The sequence below is a fragment of the Thermomicrobium sp. genome (assembly GCF_053493975.1).
In genome coordinates this window covers 1-16,397 of record NZ_JBRBZA010000079.1, presented here as the reverse complement: position 1 = coordinate 16,397, position 16,397 = coordinate 1, and the positions used below count along the sequence as shown (strand labels likewise).

The 16,397-nt window shown below is 63.3% G+C and carries 15 protein-coding genes; 4 read left to right on the top strand and 11 right to left on the bottom strand.

The genetic code is table 11. The features are described 5' to 3' along the window. Window positions 1-968, top strand: a 968-nt coding sequence (locus ACWIVK_RS12480; protein WP_448577061.1) for an alpha/beta hydrolase, incomplete at its 5' end; no start/stop codon positions are given. Between the two features lie 609 nt (window positions 969-1,577). Here ACWIVK_RS12480 and ACWIVK_RS12475 read toward each other — a convergent pair. The 11 genes from ACWIVK_RS12475 to ACWIVK_RS12425 form a co-directional block, all read right to left on the bottom strand. Continuing rightward, a complete protein-coding gene (locus tag ACWIVK_RS12475) occupies window positions 1,578-2,909 on the bottom strand; it encodes a phenylacetate--CoA ligase family protein (protein ID WP_448577060.1) in 1,332 nt (443 codons plus the stop codon). A 13-nt stretch (window positions 2,910-2,922) separates the two neighbouring features. Further along, window positions 2,923-3,780 (bottom strand): HAD-IIA family hydrolase, encoded by an 858-nt coding sequence (locus tag ACWIVK_RS12470; protein ID WP_448577059.1) that lies wholly within the window; start codon window positions 3,778-3,780, stop codon window positions 2,923-2,925. A 25-nt stretch (window positions 3,781-3,805) separates the two neighbouring features. Further along, a complete protein-coding gene (locus ACWIVK_RS12465) occupies window positions 3,806-5,296 on the bottom strand; it encodes a biotin carboxyl carrier protein (protein WP_448577058.1) in 1,491 nt (496 codons plus the stop codon). Window positions 5,297-5,308: 12 nt separating this feature from the next. Then, entirely contained in the window at window positions 5,309-5,851 is a 543-nt protein-coding gene (locus ACWIVK_RS12460; protein ID WP_448577057.1) for an acetyl-CoA carboxylase biotin carboxyl carrier protein, read from the bottom strand. Window positions 5,852-5,937: 86 nt separating this feature from the next. Continuing rightward, window positions 5,938-7,752 carry a PEP-utilizing enzyme gene (locus ACWIVK_RS12455; protein ID WP_448577056.1) on the bottom strand — a complete coding sequence of 605 codons (1,815 nt, stop codon included), beginning with the start codon at window positions 7,750-7,752 and terminating at the stop codon, window positions 5,938-5,940. Between the two features lie 430 nt (window positions 7,753-8,182). Next, window positions 8,183-8,569, bottom strand: a complete 387-nt coding sequence (gene queF / locus ACWIVK_RS12450) for a preQ(1) synthase (protein WP_448577055.1) — start codon at window positions 8,567-8,569, stop codon at window positions 8,183-8,185. A 196-nt stretch (window positions 8,570-8,765) separates the two neighbouring features. Next, entirely contained in the window at window positions 8,766-10,571 is a 1,806-nt protein-coding gene (locus ACWIVK_RS12445; protein ID WP_448577053.1) for a WD40/YVTN/BNR-like repeat-containing protein, read from the bottom strand. Between the two features lie 20 nt (window positions 10,572-10,591). Continuing rightward, window positions 10,592-12,202 (bottom strand): TCP-1/cpn60 chaperonin family protein, encoded by a 1,611-nt coding sequence (locus ACWIVK_RS12440; RefSeq protein WP_448577052.1) that lies wholly within the window; start codon window positions 12,200-12,202, stop codon window positions 10,592-10,594. Window positions 12,203-12,283: 81 nt separating this feature from the next. After that, the gene (locus ACWIVK_RS12435) at window positions 12,284-13,738 is read right to left on the bottom strand and encodes an ABC transporter substrate-binding protein (RefSeq protein WP_448577051.1); all 1,455 of its coding nucleotides are present in this window, start codon (window positions 13,736-13,738) and stop codon (window positions 12,284-12,286) included. Between the two features lie 21 nt (window positions 13,739-13,759). Continuing rightward, window positions 13,760-14,659 (bottom strand): carbohydrate ABC transporter permease, encoded by a 900-nt coding sequence (locus tag ACWIVK_RS12430; protein ID WP_448577050.1) that lies wholly within the window; start codon window positions 14,657-14,659, stop codon window positions 13,760-13,762. Window positions 14,660-14,663: 4 nt separating this feature from the next. Then, complete coding sequence (locus ACWIVK_RS12425) at window positions 14,664-15,200, bottom strand: carbohydrate ABC transporter permease (RefSeq protein WP_448577049.1); 537 nt, start codon at window positions 15,198-15,200, stop codon at window positions 14,664-14,666. A gap of 46 nt (window positions 15,201-15,246) precedes the next feature. Here ACWIVK_RS12425 and ACWIVK_RS12420 point away from each other — a divergent pair, with 46 nt between their 5' ends. The 3 genes from ACWIVK_RS12420 to ACWIVK_RS12410 all read left to right on the top strand — a co-directional run. Continuing rightward, entirely contained in the window at window positions 15,247-15,651 is a 405-nt protein-coding gene (locus ACWIVK_RS12420; RefSeq protein ID WP_448577048.1) for a hypothetical protein, read from the top strand. Window positions 15,652-15,777: 126 nt separating this feature from the next. After that, window positions 15,778-15,996, top strand: coding sequence for a hypothetical protein (locus tag ACWIVK_RS12415; protein WP_448577047.1), 219 nt, complete (start codon window positions 15,778-15,780; stop codon window positions 15,994-15,996). Then, the coding region (locus tag ACWIVK_RS12410) for a bifunctional DNA primase/polymerase (protein WP_448577046.1) at window positions 15,993-16,397 on the top strand (405 nt) is incomplete at its 3' end. The genes ACWIVK_RS12415 and ACWIVK_RS12410, both read left to right, overlap by 4 nt.

The following is a 16,397-nucleotide window of genomic DNA, read 5'->3' as shown; positions in this document are numbered from 1 at the left end:
TGACCATCTTCGCGCGACTCGATCCAGAGCTCGCTGCCGCGCTCCGAGAGGTTCCGGAAGAGTTCCTCCTCGACCTCCGCGATATCTCGTTGGCTCGCCGGAGACTCCAGATTCTGCGCGAGGCACTCGCCAGCCTGTTGCCACCGCTGCCCAGCGATGTTGCGGTGACCGATGAGCTCGCTCCCAACGCGTTCGATAGGACAATGGTACGAGTTCGCCTCTACCGGCCGAGCGAGGTGACGGGTCCGCTTCCGGCACTCCTCTGGATCCATGGGGGCGGGTACGTCATGGGTGCCCCGGAGATGAACGACCAGCAGTGTGCGGAGTTGGCCCAGCGCATTCCGGCGCTGGTCGCCTCGGTCGATTACCGGCTGGCTCCCGAACATCCCTACCCGGCACCGCTCGAAGATTGTTATGCCGCGCTCCGCTGGCTCGCTGAGCGCGCCGAGCAACTCGGAGTCGATCGCGAGCGACTCGCCATCGCCGGCGCGAGCGCGGGAGGAGGCCTGGCTGCTGGTCTGGCGCTCCTGGCGCGCGATCGCGGCGAGGTGCCTGTCCGTTTCCAACTGCTCATCTATCCCATGCTCGATGACCGGAACCAAACCCCCTCGAGCTACGAGATCACCGATCCGCGCCTGATCTGGACGCGGGACTGGAACCTGATCGGCTGGCGTGCCTACCTCGGTCGTGAGCCGGGGAGTCCGGACGTGCCGCCCTATGCTGCCCCGGCCCGGGCGGACGATCTGGCCGGACTTCCGCCAGCCTATGTGCTCGTCGGCACAGCGGATCTCTTCCGCGACGAAGACATCGCCTACGCGCAGCGCTTGATGCAGGCTGGTGTGCCGACCGAGTTGCATGTCTTCGCGGGAGCCTTTCACGGTTTCGATGTCTTCGCGCCGACCGCTTGGGTCAGCCAGCGAGCCACTGTCGAGGTGCTCGCGGTCCTGCAACGGGCACTGGCAGCGTAAGAGCAGCCTGACCGAGATGGAGAGACCGATAGGGGGCTGGCTCTGCTTCTCGCGGTCGCGCTCCGGCGAGCGGCTTCATCATTGGCAGAACGGAGCGTGTCGCGCGTCGACTCGACTCCTGGCGGCAAGGGTCGGAAGCGAGCGGTTCATCTCGCTCGCCTCAGGGATCAGCGCCTCGTCAGTCGGTGGATCGGCGCTGGATACGTTCGAGACGAACGACTTCGCAGATGAGCACGAACCGTCCTGCTCGAGCGGGGCAGCGGGAGAAGGTCGCAAACGTTATAGCCGAATGGTCGATCCATTCTCGGGGCTTCCTGACCCTGCTCTGGACGTGCCGGCTGTCGTGCGGTCGGTTCCCGCAGGGGAGCACGCGCGATGCTCCTCTTCCTCGGGGAGGACTCACGTGTGCTGTCCTCATGGACAACTGCCGGAGCACGAGAGCAGGAGAAAACGCGGGCCGGACTGTGAAAGGGGTCGTTCCTGCTCGCGTGGGGTGGAGTGGTCACTCGGTTAAGACGGAGCGCGGTCAGGTATCCAGCAGGCACGTTCACCGAGTGGTCAGGTGCCGGATCAAGGAAGAGACGATTCATGCCGAGAGAGGAGGAATCGTCAGCGTTCTTCGCGGAGGATGACCTGTCGCTTCATGGTACCGGTCGGGGAGAGTTCCCCTTTGGGGACGAGTTGGACGACGGCGCGGAAGATGAGCTGCGAACGGATCGCTTCTTCCAGATCCCGCTTGAGCCGGTGGAGGTCACCTGGCTCGGGACCGAGTTCGACGATGACAGGCACGGGGGGCTCGATAGGGAGCCCGCGTGGCGGCAGGCGAATCTGGAACTCGCCAGTGACTCGTGGTCGGAAGGAAGCGATGACGTCGGCGACCGCACTCGGGAAGACGTTCACGCCGCGGACGATGAACATGTCGTCGACGCGGCCGACACAGCGGATCCGTATCCCGGTGCGGCCGCACTCGCACTTGCCGGTACCCTCGATCCGAACGAGATCGCCGATTCGGAAACGAATGAGGGGAACACATTCACGCTGGATAGCTGTATAGACGAGTTCGGCCAAGAGACCTTCTTTGGGCTCGATGGACTGGCCTGTTTCAGGATCGATGAACTCAGCGATGACGAACCCTTGCCCGATGAAGTGCATACCTGCTTGGGCTTCGCACTCGGTCCAGAGGATCGGTGCAAAGTCGGCGGTACCCATGGCGTCGTACACCTTGCATCGCCATGTCTCCTCGATCTGCTGGCGAATCTGTGGCACGCCAGCGCCTGGTTCTCCACCGAGTGCCATCGCCCTGAGACCGAGGGAGCCTGGATCGATCCCGAGCCGCTCGCGAGCGACGTTGGTGAGGTAATTGACGAAGGTCGGGCTGGAGATCATGTAATCGACTCCAGCTCGGCGCACGACGTTGAACGTGCGGGTTGCCTCCATCGTTCCAGCCGGGTAGACAGTTGCGCGAATTTGGCGCAGCGCTTCGTAGAAACTGAGGCCGGCAATGTACCAACCGAGCGTCACGGAGAGCCAGACGCGAGTACCTGGGCGCACGCCAGTGGCCCAGAAAAAACGAGCGAGGATCTCGTTCCACATGCGAGCATCGGCTTCGGTCAAGCCGACGAGCGTCGGCTTGCCGGTCGTCCCCGACGATGCATGAATGCGTACGACCTCTTCGAGCGGTACGCAGGCGTGCCCGCCGAGTGGCGGATATTCCTCCTGGGTTCGACGCACTTCCTCCTTGACTGTGAACGGCAAGCGAGACAGCGAGTCGCGCCCGATCGTCAACGGATCGATCCCGGCTTCGGCGAACTTCTGGCGATAGAATGGCGAATGTTCCCAGACCCACCGCAACTGCCAACGCAGCCGTTCGTCCTCGAGCCGCCACAGTTCCGCAGCATCGATCGTTTCCATCGCTTCGTTCCAGTATCTCCGGCCGGTCATGGCGTGACGCTCCCTACCGGTCTGCGGTACCCTCCTTCGCTAGCGTGTTCTGCAGGAGCGCGAGAAGTTCGTCGACACCGCTCACGACGAGGTCGCCGATCACTGGGGTGTCGATCGCTGCGGTGCCTCGTCCGGTACGTACCTGGACAGTCAGTGCACCTGCCTCGCAGCCCATGCGAAGTTCCAAGTCCGGGTCATCACCGACGACAGCCAGTTCGCGCGGTTCCACACCCAAGAGGCGAGCGACCGCGCGGAGTGCAGCCACCGACGGTTTGCCGACGACGAGTGGCTGCCTGCCGGTCGTCTCCCCGATGGCGACCGCGATCGACCACGACCAACCCGGCTGCAGCCCACGTTTGGAGACGAAAGCACGAGCGCCTGACGTGACCAAGAGATCGGCCCCGTTCCAGACCGCGCAGCATGCCGCATCGAGTTGATCATACGTCAGCACTCGGCTCCATCCAACCAAGACCACACCTGCTCGGCGAGCATCCTCTCCCTCGACAAGAGAGATGCCGCGTGCGCGGAGCGGTGCACGCGTCCCCTCTTCGCCCAGGACATAGACACTTCGTCCCGGATACTCGGTCGCGATGATCTCTGCCGCAGTAACGCCGGTCGTGACCACTTGCCAGTCCTCGAGATGGAGACCGGCTGATCGTAGACGTGCCGCATAGGGCTGTGGTAATTCCGTGCTTCCACTCGTGAAGAGGACGAACGGATAGCCATGCACGCGGAGCCAGTCAAGCAGTTCGACTGCCCCGGGGAGGGGAATCGCTCCTGACCAACTGGGGTTGTCCGAAAGGATCAGCGTGCCGTCGACGTCGAAAACGAAAGCCCGTACGCGGCAGAGGTCCGCAGGCCGCGCTGTCATGTCGATGCTCCTCTCGTTCGTGCTGTTACTGGGAAGTCGAATGACGACCGAGCGTGAGACGGATGCCATCTCGTTCGAGATGGAAGTGACTGATCGATGGTTGCTGTGCGACATTGGCGATCAGCTGAACGAGCGGGTGCCGGTAACCGTTGCCGGACAAGACAACGTTCCCAGTTTTGCGAGCCAATGCAGCATCGACCTGATCACCCGGAAGTGCCCAGCGCAAGAGCAGTTCCTCGTCCGAGATGGAGGAACCGAACGCCCGCCGAAGTTCCTCGAGAGTCGGTTCGGGAACTGGAACATCGAGCTCGCGTGCTCGCGGCAGCGAGAGTACCCGTTCCTTTACCCAGGGATCGATCGGTGCCGGTGGAGGACCATAGCGCCCGAGCACGTACTTGATCACCTCGTCAGGCACCTTCTCGTAGCGCTCCCGCGCTTCCAGATTGAGGAGTGCCTGTGTCGCGACGAGTTGCGAGTAGGGGGTGACCATGATGGGATATCCCAATTCAGCACGGACGCGGACGATCTCTTCGAGCACCTTCTCGAACGGATGCTCTGCTCCCGCTTCCTTCAAATGCCGGCGCAGGGTCGTGATCATTCCTCCCGGCACTTGGTGGCGGTAAAAGGACACATCGTACTCCAGCGGCTGGCCAACAGGATACCCCTTGCGACGTGCCAGCCTCTCGAGATACGCCGTCACGTGGGTGAGCGGTTGCAGATCGATTTCCACCTCGAAGCTGAGTTCCCGCAAGTTCGCGACCGTCCGATATACCGAAGGCAACGATGTTCCCTCGGCGAGCGGCGGAATAGCGGTGTGAACGGTCTGGACACCGAGCTCGACAGCACGCAAGTAACAGAGCGGTGCCATGCCCATGGTGCAATGGGAATGCATTTCGAGCGGTACATCTGGCCCGAGTGCTCGTCGGAGCGCTGGCACGATCGTCTCGACACGCTCTGGTGTGAGCAATCCGGACGGATCCTTGATGTAGACCCGATCGAGGAGTTGGCGCTCGCGGGCGAGCTCCTCCGCACACCGGAGATAAAACTCGTCGGTATGTACCGGGCTGATGCTGTAGACGAGCCCGGCGACGACTTGCTCGGCTCCTTCTTCGCGAGCGATGCGAGCAGTCTCAAGCAGCGCGCTCATATTGTTCATCGGCTCCACGATCTGGACGCGGCGGATGCCATGCCGGACGACGACGCGCAAAGCGAGCCGCATGATGGCGCGCGGTGCAGGTTCCCACGTGATGAACCGCATGCCGGTCGTCATGAAGATGAGCGGTGTGTTGGGCATCAACTGTCGAGCGAGCCGGATCTTCTCGAACGGATCCTCACGGTGGTAGCGGACGCTGATCGCCATATGGGTGCTCGTCGTAAAGTCGATCCATGCAAATCCAGCGCGGTCGATCCACGGAGCGACCTCTGCGACCGTGCGCGTGTCGACTCCGATCGCGCTCCACAGGCTCTGATTTCCATCACGGAGCGTGACGTCGATGAGCTGGATACGCGGGGCCACGTCGTTCCTCCCTCATGGTGTGATTTGTGTTTCGGCCGTGTCGGCAGCAATGGTTGCCCGCACCAGGAACAAGGGTTGGCCGCGGTCGACGGCTTGGCCATTCTCGACACAGACCTGTACGATGGTCCCAGTGACTCCAGCTTGTATGGAGTGCATGAGCTTCATCACTTCGATGATTCCGACGACGGTATCGTCGTGGACGATGCTCCCGATATCGACGAAAGGCGGAGCGCCGGGACGAGGGGCTCGGTAGAAGATTCCCTTGAGAGGTGCTACGATAGGGACTAGTTGGTCGTTCATCGTATTTTCGCTCGAGATACCAGGCGCCACTGGTGTCGTCGTTGATGGCAGCACGGTCGATCGGTCTTCCTGAGGAGAGGGAACTGTTTTGTCCGATGGTGCCTCTGTGCTGCTGGGGACAGGGGCAGTACGCGTACTGCTGGGTCCCCGACGAACGATCAGCTTGAGCTGAGGCGTTTCCAGGTAGAGTTCATCGAACGATGATTCTTCGAGTATGCGGAGAATCTCTTGCACGTCCTCAGGGGTCAGTTCCATCGTCGACTCCTCGTCCGCGATTCCGCTACGCATTCCGCGTAGCCACATGTCCAGTGGGCTCAGCGCCGTTTGGGAATCTCAGCGAGTCACTCGAAAATCGTCACCGTGCCCTCGTTTCCGTCGACGCGCAGCTGTTGTCCGGTACGGATACGCTTGGTCGCGATCCCTGTGCCGAGCACGGCTGGTACGCCATACTCGCGCGCGACGATCGCTGCATGGGACATGACTCCACCGATGTCGGTCACGATCCCGCGGACACGGGCGAAGACGGGAGCCCAGCTGGGCTCGGTGACAGAGCAAACGAGGATCTCGCCATCCTGTACGGTCTGGAGGTCCGCGACGTCGAAGATGACGCGTGCTGGACCTTCGACGACACCTGGTGAGGCTGCGAAGCCGCGCAGGATGTTGCTCTTCTCCCTGGTGATCCAGGCTCGGAGGCGTTCTGGGGTGATGCCCCAGAGCATGACGATCGCGGGATCAGCGATCTGCTCGGGGACGACTCCGAGCGCTGGTGGTGGATTGAATGCTCGCAGCTTGGCCAGCAGCATTTTGCGATGCTCGACGACTGCTGGCCAGTGCCGGGGCCCGAAAGCCTCGGTCCCGATCGACCAAGCGAGCAGAAGATCAGTGAGCGCTTGATGCACTTCCGTCCAGTGCAGATAGAAAAGATCATCGACCTCACGGAAGAAACCGTGTTCGACGAAGAGTGCACCCAGCTCGCGGAGCTTGTTCCACCACTTGCTCATGAACCAATGATCGACCCAGAACTTGTGATCTTCGATGGCGTAGTAGACCTGGCGGACGAGCGCGAGCAACTGGTCGAACGCCTGCCGGTCAGTATCCGTCGGAAGAAGCGCCCGGTACGCGGCAGTGATCCGATTGCGCTCCTCACGCACGCTGGATGTGTCGCGCTCGATCGACTCGCCGCGTCGCACACGCCTGATGTACTCGATCAAGACGGCGAAGATCGGGCTGGGATCATCGCGCCATGCGCGGAATTGGTGCTGTAGGCCGTCACCTGCGTTGATCCAGAACCACGGGTCACCACGTTGGTTCCATTCTTGCAGCCAGGCACGCCCGTTTTCGTGCTGTTCGAGTTCCGCGAAAACCTCGCGCCAGGAACGTCCCTCGACAAAGGCATCGGCGATACCGAGTTCGACCGCTCTTCTGGCCAGCGCTCGCAGTTCTTGATCGGGTCGCATCATACTGACGTCGATACCCGAGACCATCAAGGTGACTTGTTGGTCCGGAATTTCCGGGAAGAATCGCTTGCAAAAATCGTAGAAGGTCAGATATGCAGCGAAGCCGATCATCACGATCTCGCAATGGATCTGAGCGATGCGGAACAATGCTTCGATGACGCGGTTGTAGCTCTCTAGGATCGTCATCGTGGTACCGATACCGCGATGAGCGAAGACGAGTTCCTCCGGCTCGATCTCGGGAAGTTCGGGGAATGGGATCGCTTCCAGGGCCTGAATTTCGCGGACGACGCGCTGCTTCCAGTCCTCGTAGATGGACGCCCAGTTCTCGTAGTAGTGACCAGCTCGGCGCTGAAAGAGTTCCACGCGTTCCTGAATCTTTTGAGGATCGGTCACCGGAATGCCGCTGATATAAACGTAGCCGTTCAGGATGCGAAAGTCGACACCCAGTGCCGGCGGAATGCAAAAGAAGCGCGCATTCATCTCCCCGATCGCCACATAGAACGCCTCAGCGGTGATGACGTCGAAGGGAGAGATCGGCTCCGGGAAGTGCATGCCGTTGTAGAACCAGAGGCGTGACTCTTCCGATTCGCGGCGAGCTTGGGAAAAACGCATATAGGCTGGGTACATCGCTTCCCAGCCCTCGCATCCGGCTGGCGTCTCGACCTCGAAGGGACTCGGGAAGCGCAGGATCGTGCTCATGCGTGACCTCCGCTCAGCTGATGACGGCCCGCCGTTCGCTCGTGATCGAATCGCGCACCGACCATCCCTCGAACTGACAGCCGAATTGCTGACGACCACTCGAGGGGGTGTGCTGCCGTGACCTGCTGATCTCCGCCGCGCTCTTCGCTGCGGCATCGGCCGGGTGAGCTTCTGACCGGTTCGAAACGACGATCGACGTTCCGATCTGGAGCTTCAGTGATGAAGATAGAACACGGGTGGAGAGCTGTCAAGAGGCGCGGAAGGGGCCTCGGTCGTACTGGTACGACACGAAGTGCTGCCCGACCGCCCCAACGCTCGAGGTGCGGCAGACGAGCAGGCGGGCCAGCCGCGACGAACGGAGAGCGTTTTCCCTCTCTGCAGTTCGGGCGCTCCGCAGAGCGACTGGCGCTCCGGTCGTTTACCAATGCACTCAATCTGCTGCGAGGCGTGCTGATCCCTCGGTCGTGCGCTCGTAGCGAGCGGTGACCACGGTATGGAGTCCGCCTCGGATGTTGAAGTCAGCGATGACGGTCATCCGGCGCGGCTCGAGTGTCCGCACCAGGTCGTCGAGGATGGTATTGGTGACCTCCTCGTGATAGTGCCCCTCGTTCCGGTAGGACCAGAGATACAGCTTGAGCGACTTGAGTTCGACGATCCACTGGTCGGGGACATAGCGGATGGTGATCGTCGCGAAGTCCGGCTGGCCGGTTCGCGGGCAGACGCAGGTGAACTCGTTGGTCGTGATCTCGATCTCGTAGTCCCGCTCCGGTTTCGGGTTGGGAATGCGTTCCAGTTCTTTGCTCGGTTGCGTCGGCATGTTCGATCCTCCCCACCATCGTCGTGCTCGAGCAAGTGTAGCGAACGAGCGTCATTTCCTGTGTTCGCGGGGTGACTGGTCCTGCTCGGGTGGACGGCCGAGAGCCGTTCCTCCTTATGCGAACCGAGCCGTACAGCGGTTCGGAGACCGCTCGCTCGAGGCGTTACGCCTCGAGCAAATGCGTCTGCGCGGTGGCTCACTCCTCAGCGAATCGCCAAATCGTCCCGCCGACATCGGCCGCGTAGCCCTGCAGCGCTTCGGCCGCTCGTCCGCCCGTGACCGCAACGATGGTGTGTTGCGGAAGACTCGGCTCCAACTTGCGGAGTTCTCCCATCGTATCGCAATACCACAGGCTCGTGCCAGCAGCGATGAACCACCCGCCCGTACCCGCCCGGCCGAGGGCTGAGACCGCGTTGTCGAGTTCCCCGGCGATCCGGATCAGTGGGCGGGCGAGTGGCTGGCGAACGATCCAGACTTCGTTCTCGGCGATGACCAGGATCGCTTCGCCGTTCTCTGACCACAGCATGCGGACGATACCGGTCTCAGGCAATGGTTCCGACCAAGGATAGTGTCGCCAATCGCCGTCTGGAAGAGCGCGGATGGACAGAGCCTGACGTAGGTCGTCCATCCGCACCGTCAGAAGGGCGAGCGCGCGTCCATTCGGCGCCAGCGCTGCTCCCTGGACGAGCGCGAACGCATCGCTCTCGCTGGTCTGCCAGGTGATCCCGGCGTCGGTGGACGAGTGCAGCAACACGACGGGCTCGAGCGTCGGCTCGACATCGTGTTCGATCAGGAAGACCGTCCGCCCGTCATCGCTGACCAGAAGCCAGGTCGATTCGGAGATGTCGTCGAGCGAGTGCACCTCTTGCCAGTGCAGTGCATCGGATGAGCGGAGGACGGCGTCGAGTGCCAGTGCGAAGAGCGGACCGGTCGTACCGCCGGCGAATTGGGCGAGTCCACGATCGAGCACCACGCGCTCCCAAGTTCGACCCCCGTCAGGCGAGCGGAGCACCGTCCCCGAGTAGTCGCTCGTCACGAGCTCACCTCCGGCGCGGACGACGATGCCGAGCGGAAAGTGGCCGTACAACTCGTCGTTCCATTCGCGCCACGTCGTGACTGGTCGCTCACCGAAGAGGCATCCCTGCGAGAGGGTTCCGATGACCAGCCGTCGGTCGTCGAGCACAGCGAGACTGAGGGCGGGGCTGGGAAGATTCGGAAGCGCTTCCCACTGTTCACCGTCGGACGACCAGACGATGGAGCGATCACTGGCTGCGGCGACCACCGTCCCTGCGCGATCGCTGGCCAGGATGCTCCAACTTCCTGGGTGGGGGAGGGAGACGGCGCGCCAAGAGCGGCCACGATCGTCGGAGCGGAAAAGTCCCTCGTCTCCACCGACCAGGAAGGAGACACGCCCGCTCTCGTCCGTCAGGCAAGCACCGCACTCGAGGAGACCAGGGAGCGGAGCGACCGCCTGCCAGCGCCAGCGACGCGATCGGTTGACGAAAACCCCATCGCTGGTCACGAGCAGTGCGAGGTGATCCTCCGCGAAGCGAGGCGAAAGCGCGAGGTCAACGATCTCGACCTGGGTGGCCAATCCCGCATTCGCTGCTTCCCAGTTGGTTCCAGCGTCGGGAGAGACGAGCACCCCGTCGAGCTGATCGGCCACGACGACGAGTTGGCGTTCACCTTCTCGGCTCGTGCGGAGTGCGACGATCGAGGTCGCTTCCAGACAGCGTTGCCAGCTTCCATCGGCTTTCGAGCGATAGAGACCGGAGGGTGTCGCGATGTAGCGATCGCCCCAGGGAGCGATCGCGACCGGATTGGCCAACTCCAAGCGCCCCCAGCTCGCCGGAAAGGAGAGGGATACCCAGGGTTCGCCTGGCTGCGTTGCCGCGAATGCGCCACTGGCTGTTCCAGCGAGGAGTCTTTGCCCATCGGTGGCGAGGGAGAGTACCGCGCCGCCGGTCGGTCGGGCGAGCCGCTGCCAGGCTAGTCGTGTCATCGGTCGCGATCTCCTCGCGTTCAGGGCTCAGCGCTCGAGGCGGGCCAGGTCCGGTGGACGAGGACTTCGGTGGTGAGAAAGCTCCGTGCCAGGCTCCAGCTGGTCTGGACAGCCGCGTCGAGGACGCCGAGCGGATCGAGCAGACGAGCCGACCAGGGCTCGACCCACCGGTCAGCGCACACATCGTAAACCAAATCTGGCGCGACGGCGAGCGCTCGAGCCGCGACGGGGGCGGGATCCCGTCCGGCATTGGCGACGAGGGTCCACAACGGTTCGAGCAGTGCTTTGCGGGCAGCGCGGTACACGGCGCGTTCTTCCGGTGAGCGGCTCGTGGCGTCGTCCGCCAGGGCTCGCGCCGCAACGGCGAAGCTCGTGCCTCCACCGGGCAGAAGGCCACTCATCTGGGCGATCTGGATGGTGCGTGCGAGTCGCTCCACCATGGCCAGGCGGTACTCGCGCTCGGTCAGGGTAGCGGCACCGACGCGGACCTGGAGGAAGGTGCCGTGCAGTCTGGCCAGGCGCTCGCGTGCTCGCCGACGTTCGTCTTCGTTGCTGGCCGCTGTCAGTTCGGCCTGGGCCAAGGCGATCCGCTGCTGGATCGCTGCCCGCTGTCCGCGCCCACCGAGGATCGCGAAGGTCCACCGCGTGCCGGCGACCTGGCGAGCGCTGCCGAGATCGCCGATGCGAGCCTCCTCCAAACGCTCACCTGCCTGGTACCGGATGGCACGGCCGCCGGTCAGGGCAGCCAGATCTTCGAGGATACGGATCTGCTGGAAACCGACCGATGGCGCGGCGACAGCAGCGACCTGCTCCAGAACACCCCGAGCCAGATTGGCAGCGAGTAGTGCGAGGGCTTGGCCTTCGAGTTGGCCAGCGACGATGAACAAGCGGCGAACGCGATGTCGAGCACACGCTTCGAGGATCGGGAGGAGTTGTTGCGGTTCGCTCACCGTCCAGTCGGTGAGCACGATGCGTGGCTCGACGAGCTGCCATCGTGCCTGGCCCGAAGGGAGGAGTTCCGGTGCGAGGAGACGACTCTGCCAGTGCACGCCCTGAACGAGTTCGCAGCGGATCTCGCTGCGCTCGCTCGGATCGACCAGGACGATCCCTTCGGGACCGAGTGCCTCCAGGTTCTCGAGAAACTCGCTGGTACTCTCCGGAGAGAGGTCTAGCGGTGCCAGAAGGCCCGCCAGGTCGCGGATATCGTCGACTGGTCGAGCGAGCGAGCGGAGCGCGCGCCGGATGCGTGTCTCGCTCTCGTCGAGTGCGCGGCTGAGCGCCGTCGGCGCAAGACCAGCGGCAAGCAGCTGGTGCAACTCGCTGAGGAGGCGAGCGGCGAGAACGGCGGTGGTCGCGGCGCCGTCTCCGGTCTCTTCGTAGACGCGCCAGACCGCATGGCGGAGCAGCATGGCTCCAGCGTTCTCGAACGGATCGGGTAGTCGGAAGGTCCGGCGCGCGATGAGAGCGGCAGTGGAGAGTACCTCGACCGAGCCGGGCTTCAGCACCTGCTCGATGACGACCGTGCGCCCCAGCGGGCCGAGCGTCGGTGCGAGGAGTCGTGCGAAGGTCACACAGCCAGCTAGGAGCGGTGCGCGGGCGGCATCGCCGAAGCGAACGCGGGCGGTCGTCATCGAGCTGTCCTCGCTGTTGCACGATCGAAGCGGGGGACGCTTCGCGCATCCCCCGCACGAAATCCTGCGAATTGTCCCGGTTCAGGCCCGGTTCTCAGGCTTGCTCCAGATCTCCTGCGCGGCTTTCACGAAGTTGGCCAGTGCCTCGCGCGGCGAAAGTCGCCGGACGCAGAGGTCCTGCATCATGTCGCCGATCACGAACTTGGTGGCGAGTTCGCCGAAAGCTCCGAGCGGTGGTGCAGCGTAGGCCATGATCCGTCCGGTGGAGATGATTTTCTGGTATTCGCTATAAAGTTCGTTCTTTTGCCAGAGATCGTGCTTGATCATGTCCTTCCAGCACGGGATGAAGCGCCCTTTGAGCTGCTCGTTGATGTAGTTTTCGTACCAGCCTGGGTCCATGAGGGCGACGAGGCAAATCCGCGCGTTGTCGCCACCCTTTCCATTCTTGAACAGCGCTTCGGTCCAGACGTCGACTTGGCCGAAGGAACCAGCTGGACCAGCCGGGTAGCTGTAGAACCGTGTCTTCTGGGCGAGTTCCGGCTTGTTCTTGAGCAACCAGTTGTAGATGCTCGTCGGGTTCGAGGTGAGGACGAGTTGCTCGCTCTGGTAGCCCTGATTGTTGGCGCCGTCGTCCCAGTTGACCGATCCGGGCGGGATGATCTGGTCTTCGCTGTACATGGTCTGGATCAGTGCCAGGCAGTCGAGCCAAGCCTTGTCGTCAGCGGTCACGGCGAGCGAGCCGTCCTCGTTCTGCAATTTCCCACCGAAGGTCCAGACCATGCCGAGGGTGTGGTTATTGGTGTCGTTGATCCGGCCGAGCGTCATGCCGTAGTAGTAGAGCGGTGGCTTGGTGAGTGCCTTCCCCTGCTGACGGAACTCGTCCCAGTTGGCCGGGTACTTGAAGCCGGCCTGATCGAGAAGATCCTGGCGCGTATGGAAAGGCCAGGCATTGACGGCGAGCGGCGAAGCATACCAGCGTCCCTGGAAGGTGCAGGTCAGCTCGACCGGTTGCCAGACGCCTCCCTTCTGCTGAATGAAGGGAGCAACCAAATCGGTGATATCGGTCGTTTGTCCCTGAGCCCGCCAGAATTGGGTCTGATAATCGTAGAGGCGGTAGATGTCGGGTGGTGTCCCCGCTTGAACCGCGGCATTGAAGCGGTTGTAGCCTTGCGGGTTGTTGGGGATTTCCTCGAAGGAGATCGTGAAGCCGTTCTTCTGCGCTGTTTCCTCGAGTCGCTGCTTGATGAGGGCGGTCGTCTCAGGGAGATAATCGACGACCTGCCAGACGACCACCTCGCGACCAGGAATCGGTGTGAGCGCAGGCGCTTGGGCGGCGACAGCGGTCGGGGTCGGGGCGGCAGCCGGTGTCGGCGTAGCGGCGACCGGAGTGGGAGTCGCGGCCGGTGCAGGTGTCGGGCTGGGTTGCGGGGCCGGTGTCGGCGTAGCTTGCCCTCCACCGGCACAAGCGGCTAGCGTTGCGCCGAGCGTGGCTGCAGTGACGGCGAGAAATCGGCGACGCGAGAAACGTGTGGCCATGGCTCTCCTCCTCTCGTTTCCTCAGTCCTTGACGGCTCCAGTTGTCCAACCAGCGATCACCCAGCGTTGCCCGAAGAGGTAGATCACCAGCGGCGGGAGGGACATGATCGTTGCGGCGGCCATCATCTGCCCCCAGTAGTACTGGTCACCGACCACGTACGCGGCGAGTCCAACGGGAGCGGTCATGACCTGCTGTTTCTGCAGCAAGACCAGCGCATAGAGGAACTCGTTCCAGGAGAGCGTGAAGGCGAAGACCGCAGCGACGACGAGCGCGGGACCGGACAGGGGAACCATGATGCGCCAGAGGACCTGCCACCGGCTCGCACCGTCGATGAGCGCGGCTTCTTCGAGTTCGATCGGAACGGTACGGAAGTAGCCCATGAGCATCCAGGTCGCGAAGGGAACCGTGAACGTGAGGTAGGCGAGTGTGAGCCCGACCAGGTTATCGCGCAAGCCGAGCCGACTCATCATGACGAAGAGTGGGATGAAGAGGATCGTACCTGGAGCGAGGTAGGCATAGACGAGCAAGCGTGCCAGAACCGTGCGTCCGACGAAGCGGAGCCGGGTGAGTGCATAGCCAGCCATGGCCCCGAGCAGCGTGGAAACGACCGTGGTGGCGAGCGCGACGACAGCGCTGTTGCGAAGCTGGCGGAGGAAGGGGTAACTGGGGCCGAGAATCTTCTCGTAGTGCTCGCCAGTAAGGACACGGGGAACCAGTGTCACAGTGGGGCTGAAAAGATCGACATCGGCGCGCAGGGAGGTCGCCAGTTGCCAGTACACCGGGAAGAGCGTCCAGAACGCGAGTCCGAGCAGCAAAAGATAGCCGACGAGGTAATAGGCGCGGTTTTGTTGCGTCAGCCAGAGGACGAGCCCGCGCTCGCGTGGACGAGATGGTTCGACCGAACGGATCGCTTCGGCCATCGCTTCATCCTTCCTGGCGCAGCATGCGCCGCGTGAGGAAGTAGATGAGGATCGCGAAAATCGGGAAGAAGACGAGCGGGATGGCCGAGGCGATCCCCAGATCGTAAGCGGTCATCCCCTCGTGGTAGGCCAGCAAGGGGAAGGTTTCCGTCGCGTTCGCTGGCCCACCGTTGGTGAGGATGTAGACGTACTGGATCGCGTTGGAGGTCCAGATGGCGGAGAGCATGACGGTCACGGTGATCACCGGGGTGAGCAAGGGCAAGGTGATGCGGAAGTACTGCTGCAGCGGATTCGCACCATCGATCGCTGCAGCTTCGTACAGTTCGCGCGGGATAGCCTGGAGACCCGCCAGAAAGGTCATCGTCCAGAAAGGCGATCCTTGCCAGATCGCGGCGATCAAGACGGACCAGAGGGCGAGTTTGGGATCGGCCAGGAACAGGATCGGTCGCTCGACGAGTCCGAGATTGGTCAGGAGCGTATTGAGAACACCATTGACATCATTGTAGATCCACTTCCAGATCAAAGCCTCACAATCTCGCATTTGCCTGGACCGTTGCATTGCCGCAGAATGAACGTGGGGGGAAGCGATGACGGATTTGCCCGAGGCACGACGCGCGCGGAGCGGATGGTTCGTCTGCCCACACTGCGGCAGGCGACTGGCCTATCCTTGGAGTCCCGGAATTTACATCATGCGGGAGGGCTTCGCCTTCGTCACCACCCGGCGGCGGTGGCGACCCGCTGGTCGCCTTCAGCGCCTCCTCACGGAGAGGGGGGCGTACAGCCCGCGGGCCGCTAGCGAGCGGCCGAAACCATCGATCGAGCAGTTCAGCGAAGGCACGGTGGTCTACACCGCCCGGGGCATCGAGGGGCGCGGCGTGGGAACATGGGGTGACACGGTGATCTGTCTCTGCGGCGAGGTCTGCGTGCTGCCCTGGCATGACGAGCGAGCGGAAGCCCCGCCGGCCGACACCGACCGCCGGCGGGCCGGTTGACACCTGACCGAGCGGCTGGTACAATCTGTTCAAACGAGAAGCATCCCGCCGCAAGCGGGCCGGCCTGCTGAGACGACGCTGAGCGCGTGTGGGTGAGGCAGGCAAGTCGGCATTGGAGGTGGCGGGATGCCTGCCTCACGGAAGCCCAACTTCCCACGGGAACACTTCGTTGAGCTGGGCCGCAAGTCGGCGCAACGCCGACGGGGCTCTATCATCCTTTCGGCCGACGAGGCACGGCGACTGGTCGCCGCCTACGAGGCGTTGGCGGAGATCGCCAAGCGAGCGCGGCGGGCGGCGCGCGGTGACGCCGCGCACGCGACCGAAAACGAAGGGGGCCGCCCATGAGCGACCCCCTTCGCGCGACGTCTACCGGCCACTCGGTTCAGCCTGCGGATTTAGGGTACCACAGTCGCCGGGATGACGGCAAGGCACGAGCGGCCCTCTGGTACGCCCGCCGTCTCGGCTGGCGGGTCGTGCCGCTGCACTGGGCCGATGCCGACGGCCGCTGCAGTTGCCGGGCTGCCGACTGCCGGGCGGCCGGGAAGCACCCACTCCTCCGGGACTGGCCAGGGCGGGCTACGAACGACCGCCCGACCATCGAGAACTGGTGGCGCCGCTGGCCGAACGCAAATGTCGGAATCGTCCTCTCCCCGAGGCACGTCGTCCTCGACGTCGATCCCCGATCCGGGGGGGACGACGCCTTGGCGGAGCTCGAAGCGAGACATGGCGAACTCCCGCCGACCCCG